Origin of the sequence: Photorhabdus temperata (assembly GCF_025384845.1) — a bacterium.
Classification (GTDB): domain Bacteria; phylum Pseudomonadota; class Gammaproteobacteria; order Enterobacterales; family Enterobacteriaceae; genus Photorhabdus; species Photorhabdus temperata.
Genome location: NZ_JAJAFX010000026.1, coordinates 62,573 through 77,730, shown reverse-complemented (window position 1 = coordinate 77,730; position 15,158 = coordinate 62,573). Strand labels below are relative to the sequence as shown.

The following is a 15,158-nucleotide window of genomic DNA, read 5'->3' as shown; positions in this document are numbered from 1 at the left end:
GCATACACAGAAAAATTGAAGGGGAGGTGAAAAGCATTACGCTCTCTCGCACCGCCACGGGAAAATATTTTGCCGCTATCCTGTGTGACGATGGTCGAGATGCGCCGGAAAAGCCGGGCGTTATCACCCGCGTGACCGGTTGCGATAGGGGTTTGTCCCACTATCTTATCCAGTCGACCGGAGAGAAGGTCAATAACCCGCGTCACCTTATCAACGCCACCCGTAACCTGCGTCGAAAGCAGAAATCGCTGTCCCGCAAACAAAAGGGCAGCGCTAACCGTAGCAAGGCCCGATTACGTCTGGCGGCAGTCCATGAGCGGATAGCCAATGCCCGCGCCGATTTTCAACACAAACTCTCCCGAACAATGGTTGACGAAAACCAAGCGATAATTGTTGAGACGCTGAAATCGGCCAACATGATGAAGAATCACCACCTTGCCCGCGCTATCGGGGATGCGGGCTGGAATAGTTTCCTGATGAAATTGGAATACAAAGCCGCAGCAGCGGGGGTCCACCTGGTGAAACTGGATCAGTGGTTCGCCAGTTCGAAAACCTGTCATTGTTGCGGTCACAAAGTGCCGGAAATGCCGCTGCATAAGCGGATCTGGTCATGCCCTTTCTGCCGAGTCGAACATGACCGCGATATCAATGCGGCGCTCAACATCCAGAGCAAGGGCACGAGAGAATTACAGGCGGCGGGGCTCGTCGTCTCTGCCCACGGAGGCCAGCGTAAATCCGTCATAAAGACGGTTGCGGCCTGAGAAGTGGGAAGCCTCGCCGTTTTTTACGGCGGGGAGCAGTCACGTTATCGTGTTAATGCCAATGAAATGGAAAACATGATCTGGATTCGAGGCGACTCGGTGTTTAATAAAACACCTTATTTTAACTATAACAACTCAGAATATGAAGATCATACCTACTCTCATTATATCGCGATTACCCACCAGATAACCAAACCGGATGCGTCAATGCCTTTCCGTGGCTGGTATATTGATGGTAAAGCCAACTATGCACCAAAGGATCGTAACCTGTTTAATACCGATGTTTCGTTATCGTTGTTCAGCATTGGTCCATTCGATTCACGTCCGACCGATATGCTTACTTTTGGTTTGTCATATAATAAGTTTAGTAATGACGCAAAAGATTACTTCGCCCGCAATGGTCAATTTGCTGAAAGTTATAGTGCAACCGCTTCCGCGTCATATTCGTATCGTGTTTACAACGGGATCTATTGGACCAACAGCTTATCCTATACTCATCACCCCTCAGTAACACCGAAAGAGGACGATGCTTATAATTTACTCACGCAAATTACCTTTAGCTTATAATTCTCAGTCAGAACAAAAAGTCCTCGCGTGAAAACGAGGACTTTATCAGTCACCTGAGCTTTGTTTATAAACACAGCCCGATTATGAAAATATGCGCGGTTACTTGGTCAAATCATCAAAAAATTTCTTTACGCCATCGAAGAAACTTTTAGAACGTGGGCTGTTGGTTTCGCCACCAGTACCACCTAAAGACTCTCCTAATTCACGCAGTAATTCTTTCTGTCTTTCGTTCAATTTAACCGGAGTTTCTACTACCACCCGGCACAGTAAATCACCCTGAACGCCGCCACGGACAGATTTAACACCTTTGCCTTTCATGCGGAACATTTTACCTGTCTGGGTTTCCGCGGGTATTTTCAGTTTCACACGGCCATCAAGCGTTGGGACTTCAATTTCTCCACCCAGTGCCGCCATCGCAAAGTTAACTGGCACTTCACAATAGAGATTATTTTCTTCACGCTCGAAAATATGGTGCTTTTTCACCTGTACCTGAACATACAAATCACCTGCCGGTGCGCCCTTACCACCTGCTTCACCCTCACCACTCAGGCGAATGCGATCACCGGTGTCCACACCAGCCGGGATCTTAACAGACAGTGTTTTATATTTTTCGACACGACCATGACCATGACACTTGTTACAAGAATCTTTAATGATCTGACCACGACCATGACAATGTGGACAAGGTTGCTGAACGGTGAAGAAACCCTGACGCATATGAACCTGACCAGCCCCTTGACAGGTTGAACAGGTGACAGGGCTGGTACCGGCTTTAGCACCACTGCCATAACAGGTATCACAGGTTTCCAGTGTCGGGATACGGATCTCTTTGGTCACACCACGAACCGCTTCTTCCAGTGTCAGTTCCATACTGTAACGCAAATCAGCACCGCGGCTTGGACGCTGCTGACGACGACCACCACCGAAAATATCACCGAAAACGTCACCAAAGATATCACTGAAATCACCACCGCCACCACCGCCCATACCACCTTGCTCAAAAGCAGCATGGCCATATTGGTCATAAGCAGCCCGTTTCTGGTCATCAGTCAGAATTTCATAGGCTTCTTTAACTTCTTTGAATTTACCTTCTGCATCTTTATCACCCTGATTACGATCAGGATGATATTTCATTGCCAACCGCTTATAAGCTTTTTTAATCTCTTTTTCGTCCGCTGTTTTGGAAACCCCCAAAACTTCGTAACAATCTCTCTTTGCCATCTCTTATTTTACCCTTAACATGCGCGCACGGGCGCAGAGTTCCCTCAACGCCCGTGCCGGTTAATCAGCAACAGTTGTCATCACTGTCACCGCGCCCGCTAAGGGCAATTATTTTTTATCTTTAACTTCTTCGAATTCAGCGTCTACAACGTTGTCATCTTTTTTCGCGCTGTCACCCGCGTCTGCTGCGCCAGCCTGAGCCTGCTGTTGAGCAATTTCCAACAGTTTAGCGGAAGCCTGAACCAGAACCTGAATTTTCGCTTCGATATCCGCTTTGTCTTCGCCTTTAGCCGCAGTTTCCAATGCAGTTACCGCGCTTTCAATGGCTGTTTTATCTTCTGCCGGCAGTTTGTCACCCGCTTCTTCTACTTGTTTACGAGTACCGTGAACAAGTTGATCTGCCTGGTTACGCGTCTGTACCAACTCTTCAAACTTACGATCAGATTCAGCGTTAGCTTCTGCATCACGAACCATCTGTTGAATCTCTTCCTCATTCAAACCAGAAGAAGCCTTGATAGTGATCTGCTGTTCACGGCCGCTGTTTTTATCTTTAGCAGATACGTGCAGAATACCATCGGCATCAATGTCAAAAGTGACTTCGATCTGAGGCATACCACGAGGTGCCGACTGAATACCATCCAAATTGAACTGACCCAGAGATTTGTTATCGCCGGAACGTTTACGCTCACCCTGCAATACATGGATAGTTACCGCAGACTGGTTATCTTCTGCCGTAGAGAACACCTGACTGTGTTTAGTTGGGATAGTGGTGTTTTTCGTAATGAGGGAAGTCATCACGCCACCCATTGTTTCGATACCCAGAGACAGAGGCGTTACGTCCAGAAGCAATACGTCTTTTACATCACCGGCCAGAACACCGCCCTGTACCGCAGCGCCCATCGCTACCGCTTCGTCAGGGTTCACATCTTTACGTGGTTCTTTACCGAAGAAGTCAGCAACCACTTTCTGCACCATTGGCATACGGGTCTGACCACCCACCAGAATCACATCTTGCACATCAGAAACTGACAGGCCAGCATCTTGCAATGCAACCCGTACAGGCTCCATACAACGTTTAACCAGGTCTTCTACCAGTGATTCCAGTTTCGCACGGGTCACTTTGGTATTCATGTGCTTAGGACCCGCTGCATCCGCAGTGATGTACGGCAGATTAACATCGGTCTGCTGTGCAGAAGAAAGCTCAATTTTTGCTTTTTCCGCCGCTTCTTTCAGACGTTGCATTGCCAGTGGATCATTACGCAGATCAATGCCCTGATCTTTCTTAAATTCGTCAACCAGATAGTTGATCATACGGCTGTCGAAGTCTTCACCACCCAAGTGAGTATCACCGTTGGTTGCAAGAACTTCATAGGTTTTTTCGCCATCAACTTCATCAATTTCGATAATAGAAATATCGAAAGTACCACCACCAAGGTCATAAACCGCGATAGTACGGTTACCCACTTCTCTGTCCAAGCCGTAAGCCAGCGCAGCCGCGGTTGGTTCGTTGATAATACGTTTTACTTCCAAACCTGCGATACGACCTGCGTCTTTTGTTGCCTGACGTTGAGCATCGTTGAAATAGGCAGGTACAGTGATGACTGCTTCCGTTACCGGCTCACCCAGGTAGTCTTCAGCTGTTTTCTTCATTTTCTTCAGAACTTCAGCGGAAACCTGAGGAGGAGCCATTTTCTGGTCTTTCACTTCCAGCCATGCGTCACCGTTATCTGCCGCAATGATTTTGTATGGCATGATAGCTACGTCACGTTGTGCTTCTTCGTCCTGGAAACGACGGCCAATCAAACGCTTAATAGCAAACAGCGTATTTTGCGGGTTAGTAACAGCCTGACGTTTAGCCGGTTGACCAACCAGAGTTTCACCATCCTGGGTATATGCAATAATGGAAGGAGTTGTACGATCACCTTCGCTGTTTTCTAGTACACGAGCTGTCGTGCCATCCATAATAGCTACACAAGAGTTGGTAGTTCCCAGGTCGATACCAATAATTTTACCCATCTAAACGCCTCCACAAGAAATTCGTAATCAGTCAAGTTGCTAATCAATATGAGGATAGTTATCTGCTTTTCAACGGCACCTATTTTTATTGCCTCTATGCGATTCCTCACCTTTGCTTATATACATCAGCTGTATAGGACAGCGATTAGCAACTGCGGTTGATTATAAGATGGGGCCGTTAAAACCATCATCAAGGGGGGAAGTGAAAAAAAACCTTTTTATTATTTCACAGGTCATTGTTTCCTTACTGACAGATCATTATGATTCGCCACCTTTGCTATTTATTACTTTCTCCACGATTTTTTTTCAGAGGACTTATGAGCACTAATCAGTTGGCAAATCCCGGCCCTTTAGGGTTGATGGGTTTCGGCATGACAACCATTCTGCTTAATCTGCACAATGCAGGTTTCTTTCCACTAGCATCAGTTATCCTGAGCATGGGCATTTTTTACGGTGGTCTGGCCCAAGTACTGGCGGGGCTTTTTGAATATAAGAAAGGCAATACTTTTGCCGCAACTGCTTTCACCTCTTATGGGCTGTTTTGGCTCAGTCTGGTCGGGTTATTGTTTCTGCCAAAAATGGGACTGGCAGAAGCCACCAGCAGTCAATTTTTGGCGGCATATCTTGGCTTGTGGGGTGTTTTTACTCTATTTATGTTCTTTGGCACCTTCAAAACTAACCGCGTACTCCAGTTTATCTTTGGTGGCCTGACACTGTTATTCGCTTTGTTAACCATTGGCAACTTTACCGGAAACACTGCCCTTCTGACGATTGCCGGTTATGAAGGAATAATTTGTGGCGCCACCGCATTTTATCTGGCAATGGCAGAAGTACTGAATGAACAGTATGGCCGCACTATTCTGCCTATCGGCGAGATAAAACAGTCATAAACCGCAGGTTGGAAGCGGGAAGGTTCTTCCATTCCCGCTTTCAATCCAGTAGAGCGTATTGCCATCTTAAAGTACCTGCCATTTCATTACCTATAGGAGAGTATAAAAAGTGTGGGGCACTTGAGTTATTTAGCGGTAAAATGGGCAACTCAACCGGACTGTTACCCATTATCGGCCCATGAATACTTATACGTTAAAGTGGCTGCTTTGCCACATAAATGCTCTCCATCCACAGCGCCCGCTCAGTGCTCTATAGGGTTCAGAAGATCCCGGATGAACAATGTAATGGGTTACAACGCGGGTTAAAAGGCGTGATAACCTGCAGTGGATTCAATAAAGTAGCGGTGGCTCTGGTTAATCAACTGTCGCTTTATGAACTACGATGGGTTATCAGTATGATGTCAATATGTAATAGAAGTCCATAAATTGATGTACTGACAGGTAGAACCGACTCTCTGTGAACCTGGTAAATAGCTCAGTCTATCGAAACTGTTGGAATAATGAGGGCAGAGAGTGCGGATTTTCATCAGGACTCATTGAAGCCGGATATATGTTTGCGACTACGTTGTCAGAAAATTTTATTCACCCACTTGAATTGAGTCGGTATCCATATAGCTATTTAGTTCGTAGAATTATTGAGCCAGTAAGTCAGAAGACCCTAGCACAGACAACACCCAGCCCAATGAACTGGTACAATTGCCATCTGAATACTCTCAAAATTATCATATTTTACATAATTCAATTAACTTATTTCATTATATTACTTTTTAACGAAAAAACTATTGTAAATTTAATTTATTATTTAATAATTCTTTTAAGGTGGTGAATTTATTTACTGATAAAATTTATTTTATTAAAATTGAATACAAAATAAAAAACACCATTTTTTAAGAGTTACTTACATATTTATTTAAATCCAACTGATTTCAATAAACACTTTTTACGAGTAAAAATAACATTATTCACTATTATGGAGTTTTATATTTTATTTCATATCATAAAAAAGAAGATTTGTTTTATAAAAAACCAACAGAAATACTGCATGTAACATTTTATTAAAAATGTGATCATTAACAATGATGATTTAATTTATTTCATATACATTACTTGTCGTATTTATATGTAGTAGTCTTGATGGTTATATATAGTAATCCTTTTTAAATAAAATTCCAAAATAGTGCTACATCTTATACTATCCATAATTCTATGTATAACAATGGGTTGAAGAAGGTCATGTGTAGCAGAATTATGAAACGTTATTTAAATTACCTACGTTAGTTTAACGATATAACGGTGTCGTGTTTGACCGATAAACCGACATCTCCTTACAGGAGAAGGAAAACCTTAATATGAGCAGCAATACTAAAAATATATGTATAAAATCCGCTTTGCCTTTTTTCAAAAGCTCTCTATGTCGTCTTGTCGCAGTAGCCTCTTTATTTTTTCCAGCCCTTGCAACTGCAACGATAAAGGATACAAATTCAGTCATAACAAGCAATAAAGTAGATAGTGTACTGCAACACATTCAGAAACTTCAAGAAATATCAGATAATAATGGAGGTAATCGTGAAGCAGGAAGCAATGGACACGCTGAATCAGTACAATACTTTTCCGAGCAGCTTCGCAATGCAGGGTTGAAAGTCTGGACCGAGAAATTCGAATTTCTATATAGCAAAGCCGAACATGCACAATTGATGAACAACGGAAAAATGCTGGATCTCGTTCCCGCGATGTTCAGTTCATCGACACCTGGACCTATTAGTGCCCGTCCATACTTCATCGGTGGAAACGGATGCGAAAAACAGCAGTATCTCGATGTACCTCGTGGATCAATCGTCATCATACAAGAGTCAACTCATTGTACTACGCAACATCAACATTTGTTGGTCAGTGAATCGGGAGCCCGAGCAGCTATCATTGCTTCACATACAGATACCCCTTTATATATATTGCTGAAGGGCACCGGACATCTAGACATACCCCTAGTGGGAATAAGCCATCCCACTTACATCAAAATCCATTCCGATCCATCTAGTTTGGTACTGGACGTTCTAATGATCACAGAGCGTAGGTGGAGCATGAACCTCATTGCCGAAAATACTGGAACAAATGACTCTCCAGCAATTGAAGTTGGTGCACATTTAGATTCAGTTCCTCAAAGTCCTGGGATCAATGACAATGCTACGAGTGCGGCACTGCTGTTAGATCACGCGACAAGTAATGCTAATCAACCAAAATCTAGAACTTATCGATATATGTTTTGGAGCGCCGAAGAATTTGCATTCGCTGGTTCACGGAGCTATCTCCAAACTGTGACAAAGCCAGACAGCATCTATGCCTACGTGAACCTAGAGATGCAAACATCCCCAAACTCAGGATATTTTTACACCCGAGACACTAATGGTGGAAATGTCAGCCAAAGGATCTCGAATAGTATTATAGAAGCTTACCAAAAGCTGGGCATTGAGGCAGAAGTTGACACCAATACAATCCTTCGATCTGATGATTCAAGTTATAAGGATGCTGGAATTCCCACCGGGGGACTCTGGGGAGGATCGTTTGAAATAAAGACTCGTGAGCAGGCTATCAAATGGGGAGGGCAGGCAGGTTACCCATTCGATGGCTGTTATCACCGTCAATGTGATAATTATGGACATGTCGATCAGAAGAAATTGCATGAAACACAATTTGTTCTTCACCACCTTCTCGCAAAGTTGGAATGCACATGATTAATCAATTAAAAATGACTGTTGCTGCTCTCATTCGACGCCCAGAGGATGGTGCAATTTATCTACAGCAACGACGTTGGGATTGCAAGGTACTGCCTGGTGCTTGGGATGTTGTTGGCGGAAAGGTAGAAGAAGGTGAAAGCGAACTTCAAGCTCTTGAACGAGAGATTTTTGAAGAGACAGGATGGCAGCTAACTCGAATCATCACCGAACTTGGAATGGACGAATATGACTTACAAGGCGACAGGTGGATCGAAAAGAGCTTTCTTGTCGAAGTAAACATGAATGAGGCCGAACAGCACATTGAGCTTGATAAGTACACTCATGCTCGCTGGTTCCTTACCCAAGAAGAAATTCAATTATTCCTACAAGTTAACCATTTCTTAGGCTACGGTGAACACATCTGCAACATTGCTACGCGAGCACTTTCAGAAAGCCACGCACTCTCTGAAAATATAAGAGAAATCTCTGTGTCTAATCGAAACTTGCACCCACTTCAACTTGCAGTTATCGGTGCAGGAGGAAAACAAGCTGCCGAATTCTTGGCACATTACTCCCGAGGAAAGGTGATTGCTGCAGTTGATATCGACATCGATGCTAGACGTCGTACCGAAAGGATGGGGTTACAGACATTCGCCTCTATTAGTGAGATGCTCGAAAAAAGCAAAATTAATGTGGAGGTGGCCTATTTGGCTGTTCCGCACGAATCTCACACTGAACTTGCTATCCAATTACTATCAAAAGGAATTAGCATCTTAAAAGAGAAACCCTTCGCAGTTACAAGCAGGGAAGCACGAGAATTATTCAAAATTGCCAGTGAACAATCTACGCCTGTGTTCACTACTGCCCATCGTCCTTTCCGACTAATAGGGAGACAGCTTAAGTCAAGCCTCCATCTTCTCGGACAGGTGTATGCATACACGTATGAGTACTCACTATCGATTCCTGATCTAACTAGTGGATGGCGTTCAAAATGGACGTCTGCACGAGGTGGAGTGATGCTGGATATGGCCTATCATCAGCTAGATTTTATCGTCTGGCTACTGGGTGAGCAGAAAATTGAATCTGCCCAGATCGCATACTGCTATGGAGAGACAGAAGCCGAACAATTAGAGGACACAAGCACAATCCTTACCAGTTCAATCAGTGGTAATGGCGCAGGAAGAATCATAACTAATCGCCACGCACATCAAAAAATCGAACTACTGACACTGTATGGTTCACAAGGCATTGCAGTGATGAGCGACTCTATACTCCATATCTTTGACCGCCAAGGGAACCTCAGATGGGAGGTTCGTGAGCCTCAAGGAGGGCAATGGACAATCAAAACCATGTACCAAGAGTATATCTCTAACCGTAATAACCCACTGTATTGGCTGCCTCACATGGAACGCCACGTGCACATCGTCGACTGCCTCACGGAAGCCTATGCCATTACTTTTAGTACAAACACAAAGGAGCAGACACATGTCTAAATTTGATATATATCAGTTTCCGCATGATCCATGGCCTCCAGCCCCAACCCCAGAAGAGGAAAATGAATTAATTTTGCAGCGACGCACGGACATATCGATCAGTGGTCGAGCGGGTCCAATCGCTCAATTTGAAGATGAATTCAAATCATTCTTAGGAAATAAGGTTAAGCATGCAATTACATTCAATTCCGGCACAAGTGCACTTCAAGCTGCATATTACGCACTAGGGGCTCGCAGAGGGGTATCAGTTCTCGGACCAGCATTAACCTATCATGCAGCGCTTAGCCCTGCCTTTTCCGTGGGAGCTGAAATTATTCTAGTCGATATCAACCGAGAGTCCCGGTGTATCGATATTGATGCTGCAGAAAAAATGATAACTGAATCGTGCCGTATATTAACTGTGGTACATCAGTGGGGACATCCTGCCGATATGGATAAAGCTATCAAGTTTGCTGAAAAACACAACCTTAAGATTCTAGAGGATTGCTCCCATGCGCATGGCAGTAAATTTCGAGGGCGTCCGGTTGGAACGTTTGGTGATGCCGCTGTCTTCTCCCTGCAAACCAAAAAAGCAGTCTTCGCGGGTGAAGGTGGCATTCTTGTCACGAACGATGACCTCATTGCCGACACAGCGACTCTAGTAGGACATTATCGCGATCGAGCACGCAATGAGGTTAAAGATAGAGATCTTCAACAATATTGGGTTACTGGCTACGGCCTGAAGACACGAATGTCTCCATTCAATGCCATCGTTGCGAGGCACAGTTTGCGCGCGTTCTCGCAACTCATAAAGTTTCGCCATAAGTGGCTACATCGTCTCAATAATTCACTATCGCTAACAGATATATTTGAACCCATGAGAATCTCCCCGCACGTTGATATGGGGGCTTGGTATGGTTTTAAACCTCTCATATCACATGCTGCGCAAAAGTTAATTGGCCGGGACCACTTGGTGAAAATCATGCAGGAAAAAGGTTTGGATGTTTCTGCTCCCTCTGGAGAGGTTCTTGCCGATCAACCATTATATTCAGCTCCTCAACATATTTGGAATCATGAACCTAGACGCGTTCAACCAATAAGGGAATTACTACCTGTCGCATATGATGTTTCCGAAAGAGCAGTCTCTTTTCCAACTTTTTATCGTGAAGAAGATGAGCCCTTAATAGCTAGTTACGAAAAGACAATTGCCGAAATTGACCTAGAATATAAGAGGTTATTAAGAATATGAAAAACATCGAGTTAGAAGTGTTACAAGAAGATCCGAAAGATGCAGAAAAAATACTCATGCACGCCTTGCATGACACAGACTTCCCTACTGAATTTAGTCTACTTGGACGGCAGTGGGAGCTTATTCGTGGCGTTTTCCCTGGGACACTCACAGGTGCGACTGAAGTTATGGCAACCGCACTCCCTTATCCAGTTGGTGGGCGTATGCTAGAAGTAGGCTGCGGTTCGGGTGTGATCTCGATAACTGCTGCTCTCAGCGGAGTTTCAGAAGTCGTTGCATTGGACATCAATCCCAACGCAGTAACTAATACACTTAGAAATGCGATCCGGCATGGTGTAGAAGCTAAGGTTTCCGCACGTGTAAGCGATGTATTCTCCGCGCTCGAAATGACTGAAGACTTCGACCTAATTTTCTGGAACGTTCCATGGACTTATGTTGATGGTGACTTTGATATGGCCAGTGAATTGCACGCTGCGGTATTCGATCCTGAATACGCTGGTCAACGCCGTTTGATCCAAGGAGCTCCAACCTACTTGCGAGAAAATGGCCGCCTACTCATAGGTACTGCTGACCTCAAAAATGGAACTGTGCTGGAAACTATCGTAAAAAATACATCAGCCACATTGTCGATGGTTCAGCGTATTCGTCGAATCGAAGCACCTCGCGTGATGGAATACCACCTAATGGAGGTGTGTTATTAACGTGAAACTCGACAGCAAAGATGATCTCCGTCTAGCAAAACGAGTTGCAATGGAGGCAGCCACAACAGCTCTTTCTTTAAGAGAATCTAGTGAATTTCAAGTCACTTTAAAGAAAGATGGTAGCCCAGTTACCCCCGCGGATATTGGTGCTGAATTGCGTGTACGTGAACTTATAGAATCCGAGCGTCCTAATGACCTATTCTTTGGGGAAGAGAGCGGAGGTCTAGCAGTTCATAAAGGGAGAGTGTGGATTATCGACCCGATTGACGGAACCAAGAACTTCGTTCGCGGAATCCCTATCTGGGCCACACTTGTGGCACTCGTAGAAGATGGAGAACCCAAGATTGGTGTGGTTTTCGCTCCTGAATTGAAGCGCTGTTGGTGGGCAGAAAAAGGTGGTGGTGCATACTTTAGCAAAAGCCCGCAGGGAAGCGGGAACAGAATGCATGTGCGACAAATTTCAGGTCTGAAAGATGCATATATATCAACCACAGCATTTGATACATGGCATAAACAAGGTTTACTTCAGCAATATCAGCGTTTGGCCGAGCAGACATTCTGTAACCGTGGGTTTGGTGATTTCTTGCAGCACTGCTTAGTTGCCGAAGGAATATTAGATGTTGCCATAGAGCCAATTGTAGCTCCTTGGGATGTAGCGGCACTCGTCCCAATCGTCGAAGAAGCTGGCGGAATATGCACTGACTTAATGGGCCAACCTGTTCTAGCGAACAAAGGAGTGGGAATCGCGTCCACCAGTCAGACTCTGCACAAACATGTAATTGATATATTTGGAGAGTAAATGAACATGATCGTCCGGGAATCTAAAGAAATATCAGAAATACAATTGGTGCGTTGCGTACAGACGCTGACACGCGCTTTCGATGGATACTCCTTAATGCGGCATTTCCTCGCTGAAGATGATCACCAGCAACGAGTACGGCGCTATCAAGAGACCTTTCTTAGAAAGGTAGGTATGACAGTAGGTCACGTATGGGCTGCCGATGATGGAGCCGCTGTATCAATATGGACGGCACCCGATATTGAAGACGCAGAGGCAACTTTTGCTCCTCTATCTATCGAATTCGGAAAAATAGCAGGAACGAGAGAAAAGGTAATGCGGGCATCTGAATCTATCATGGCTAAAGAACGGCCCAATTTTCCATGCTGGTTCCTAGGTGCAGTAGCAGTGGATCCAGATTACCAAGGGAAAGGGTTAGGCCGTGCTGTTATTGAACCCGGCCTTGAGAGAGCCGAGTGTGAGGGATTTCCTGTGTTCCTTGAGACTTCCGATGACAAAAATGTAAGGATCTATGAGCGTTTGGGATTCGAGGTAACAGCAGCATACCAACTCCCCTTTGGGGGTCCTATGACGTATGCGATGATAAAACGGGGGATATAGCAATGACCTCACTTGTCATTCTATGTCATTCTGAGGAACGATATCTTGAAGTTTGTGATTGGGGACAGCCATTCGTCCCTGTCCTCATTAGAAAAGCATGGGCTCGCAAGATGGTTGTTGAATGGTGCCAGAGAACAGCTATCTTGTTCGCTGAAGATGCTCCTATGGCCACGCCAACCAACTTTAACATAAACCTCAATGAGCCATGCGAATGGCACAACACTGAAAAGTTAACAGTTGCGTATCTGTCCTGCGATCAATCTGCCTTAGTTCTTGCGAAGGGTTTTCAAAGTCTACGATCTGCTTCTATGCGCAGCTTCGCGTCTTGGGAAGAAATGGCAAAATGGCGTAACAATCATTTAGTTACACACGATCATCTCGTGGTAGTTTCTATTGATAAAAAAGCATCAATGAGAGATTTGTCATTATTCAACGATTTGACTGGATTCATTGTTGCAAGTTCTTTAGAACTAGGGACATTTATCCTCGCGAAGACAGTTGCTTATAGTTGTATGCAAGAAGGTGAAGATATCTGCTTTGCCCCCGTTCATAATGGCACAGAAATGCGTCAGGCTGCTGGGCTGAAGATTTTACCTGCAGATAGTGAAGAACTCACCAATTGGTCTGATTTTATCTGTGGAACTGAAACTATTGTGAGTGTTATCGGACACGCCAGCGAAGATTACATTCGCCTCAGCAGTAATGAACTTATTTGTGGGCGAATAACTGTTCAGTCACCTTCTGTATGTGGGAAACGACTACCGACTTGCATGGTAAACAACGATTGTTTTCTTCCCGATTTGAAGCGGTTAACCGCCAATGTAATACCAGGGCGTGTCTTTTTCGCCAACGCATGCCTTACACTTAAGGTCGGTGAAGATGGGATATTCGATGGAGATGACTCGTATACAATCTCGCAGAGATTCCTAGAGGGTAATGCAGCAGTGTATGTTGCAAGTCCTTTTCTAAAGGATGGTCGTATCGAAGAGAATTTGGTGTTTCACGGACTTATGGGAGCAGGGATGACCGTAGGCCAGACCGTTCGGGAATTGAACAGAGTTCTTCCTGCTTGGGGATTGGAAGTGGGCAAGGTCATGATTCTGGGAGACCCAAGCCTTAAAACCAGCTCTAAAAATGCTCCTGAAAGCATAACCGGATACAAAAAAGGCCTAGTATTCGGAATACGAGATCAGGCCTCCAATCTATCCGACGAATTGTGTTACCTAAACGGCGCGCCAAAAAGGGCGTCAGTTGCTGGATTCATTCGGAGCTCAAGTATTCCTGGAAGCCCTTGTGCTATCCTTGATTGCAATGTTAACCATCTTAACTTCAGTGAACTGACAATTGCAAAGCGAGAGCAATCACCAGAGCAGGTATTATCTTCGATCAGAGAGGTTCTCGATGAATATGATCGCGTTGCGTTACTCGGCATCAGGATCTCTGAGGGCCGTCAATTACTCACCGATCTCCGTAATACTTATCCCAATCTTGTTCGTCGGGCATCCAGCAGTCGCTGCGGTGGAGGCCTAGATGGAGCTTTAGTTCGAGCTCTAGAGCGCGTCGAGAAAACCGCTTCGTTAGTCGATAGAGGTATCGTAGCGAAACTGCAGCGAGAAACCAATAAGAGTGAGTACCATTTTGTTGAAGGATATCGCGATGCTTACAGGGTAATTCGTACAGATCCCTTAGTTGAGGGATGTCCTCACTGTCGTTCAGATGCCATTCGTTATCAGTTTTCCAGTCTTGACGACGCTACTGTCCAGAGGTGGATGGTAAGTTGTGTTATTTGTGGAACAGTTCAAGATGGAGTACCAAATTTCATTGAAGGTCGAATAATCCAACTGGAAAACACTCTCAACCCCAGAATATTACACGGAAAGATGCTTCTGCATAACACGTGCTTTGAAGAAACCACCGTCGCCGTCGGTGGAGCAGTGACTCATGGACGACGCCATGATGCTTCAGTGTTAGTGCCAAATGAACAAGTAAGCATAAGCTCTGGAGGAGATGCATTGATCAATATTGAAATTCGCGTACCGTCCCCAGCCGATAGACATTGTATGTATTTGCGTATGTATTTTGTTTCTCTTGGGAGGGTAGGTTTCTGTGGGCGAGAATTCTTTGTATGACAAGATAAGAAAATATTCGCGAAAAACTTAACATAGCTTTTG

General features: G+C 44.8%; 12 protein-coding genes. 10 read left to right on the top strand and 2 right to left on the bottom strand.

From position 1 onward, the window contains the following. Both LGZ99_RS12005 and LGZ99_RS12000 read left to right on the top strand, forming a co-directional pair. The coding region (locus tag LGZ99_RS12005) for an RNA-guided endonuclease InsQ/TnpB family protein (protein WP_262979139.1) at positions 1-761 on the top strand (761 nt) is incomplete at its 5' end. A gap of 3 nt (positions 762-764) precedes the next feature. Next, entirely contained in the window at positions 765-1,328 is a 564-nt protein-coding gene (locus LGZ99_RS12000; protein ID WP_262979138.1) for a carbohydrate porin, read from the top strand. A 99-nt stretch (positions 1,329-1,427) separates the two neighbouring features. Here LGZ99_RS12000 and dnaJ read toward each other — a convergent pair whose 3' ends face one another. Next, on the bottom strand, positions 1,428-2,549 hold the full coding sequence (gene dnaJ, locus LGZ99_RS11995; RefSeq protein WP_021324701.1) for a molecular chaperone DnaJ: 1,122 nt from the start codon (positions 2,547-2,549) through the stop codon (positions 1,428-1,430). 108 nt (positions 2,550-2,657) lie between these two features. Continuing rightward, complete coding sequence (gene dnaK / locus LGZ99_RS11990; RefSeq protein WP_036839085.1) at positions 2,658-4,565, bottom strand: molecular chaperone DnaK; 1,908 nt, start codon at positions 4,563-4,565, stop codon at positions 2,658-2,660. Positions 4,566-4,882: 317 nt separating this feature from the next. On the opposite strand from dnaK, the gene satP reads away from it, so the two are divergent. The 8 genes from satP (at position 4,883) to LGZ99_RS11950 (ending at position 15,116) form a co-directional block, all read left to right on the top strand. Further along, on the top strand, positions 4,883-5,455 hold the full coding sequence (satP, locus tag LGZ99_RS11985; protein WP_021324699.1) for an acetate uptake transporter: 573 nt from the start codon (positions 4,883-4,885) through the stop codon (positions 5,453-5,455). A 1,349-nt stretch (positions 5,456-6,804) separates the two neighbouring features. Next, positions 6,805-8,184, top strand: a complete 1,380-nt coding sequence (locus tag LGZ99_RS11980) for a M28 family peptidase (RefSeq protein ID WP_036839088.1) — start codon at positions 6,805-6,807, stop codon at positions 8,182-8,184. Beyond that, positions 8,181-9,659: a Gfo/Idh/MocA family oxidoreductase gene (locus tag LGZ99_RS11975; RefSeq protein ID WP_036839090.1), complete on the top strand. Its 1,479-nt coding sequence runs from the start codon at positions 8,181-8,183 to the stop codon at positions 9,657-9,659. The genes LGZ99_RS11980 and LGZ99_RS11975 overlap by 4 nt, the downstream gene beginning before the upstream one ends. After that, positions 9,652-10,887: a DegT/DnrJ/EryC1/StrS family aminotransferase gene (locus LGZ99_RS11970; RefSeq protein ID WP_021324696.1), complete on the top strand. Its 1,236-nt coding sequence runs from the start codon at positions 9,652-9,654 to the stop codon at positions 10,885-10,887. The genes LGZ99_RS11975 and LGZ99_RS11970 overlap by 8 nt, the downstream gene beginning before the upstream one ends. Next, entirely contained in the window at positions 10,884-11,588 is a 705-nt protein-coding gene (locus tag LGZ99_RS11965; RefSeq protein WP_021324695.1) for a methyltransferase, read from the top strand. Before LGZ99_RS11970 ends, LGZ99_RS11965 begins: the two co-directional genes overlap by 4 nt. Before the next feature lies 1 nt (position 11,589). Then, positions 11,590-12,387 carry an inositol monophosphatase family protein gene (locus LGZ99_RS11960; protein ID WP_021324694.1) on the top strand — a complete coding sequence of 266 codons (798 nt, stop codon included), beginning with the start codon at positions 11,590-11,592 and terminating at the stop codon, positions 12,385-12,387. Then, complete coding sequence (locus LGZ99_RS11955; RefSeq protein WP_021324693.1) at positions 12,388-12,987, top strand: GNAT family N-acetyltransferase; 600 nt, start codon at positions 12,388-12,390, stop codon at positions 12,985-12,987. A gap of 2 nt (positions 12,988-12,989) precedes the next feature. Next, positions 12,990-15,116, top strand: coding sequence for a hypothetical protein (locus tag LGZ99_RS11950; RefSeq protein WP_021324692.1), 2,127 nt, complete (start codon positions 12,990-12,992; stop codon positions 15,114-15,116). Positions 15,117-15,158: the final 42 nt, after the last annotated feature.

Excerpts from the sequence above, each read along its gene's own strand:
- dnaJ (WP_021324701.1), bottom strand. The coding sequence starts at position 2,549 with ATGGCAAAGAGAGATTGTTACGAAGTTTTGGGGGTTTCCAAAACAGCG.
- dnaK (WP_036839085.1), bottom strand. The coding sequence starts at position 4,565 with ATGGGTAAAATTATTGGTATCGACCTGGGAACTACCAACTCTTGTGTA.
- satP (WP_021324699.1), top strand. The coding sequence starts at position 4,883 with ATGAGCACTAATCAGTTGGCAAATCCCGGCCCTTTAGGGTTGATGGGT.
- LGZ99_RS11980 (WP_036839088.1), top strand. The coding sequence starts at position 6,805 with ATGAGCAGCAATACTAAAAATATATGTATAAAATCCGCTTTGCCTTTT.
- LGZ99_RS11975 (WP_036839090.1), top strand. The coding sequence starts at position 8,181 with ATGATTAATCAATTAAAAATGACTGTTGCTGCTCTCATTCGACGCCCA.
- LGZ99_RS11970 (WP_021324696.1), top strand. The coding sequence starts at position 9,652 with ATGTCTAAATTTGATATATATCAGTTTCCGCATGATCCATGGCCTCCA.
- LGZ99_RS11965 (WP_021324695.1), top strand. The coding sequence starts at position 10,884 with ATGAAAAACATCGAGTTAGAAGTGTTACAAGAAGATCCGAAAGATGCA.
- LGZ99_RS11955 (WP_021324693.1), top strand. The coding sequence starts at position 12,388 with ATGAACATGATCGTCCGGGAATCTAAAGAAATATCAGAAATACAATTG.
- LGZ99_RS11950 (WP_021324692.1), top strand. The coding sequence starts at position 12,990 with ATGACCTCACTTGTCATTCTATGTCATTCTGAGGAACGATATCTTGAA.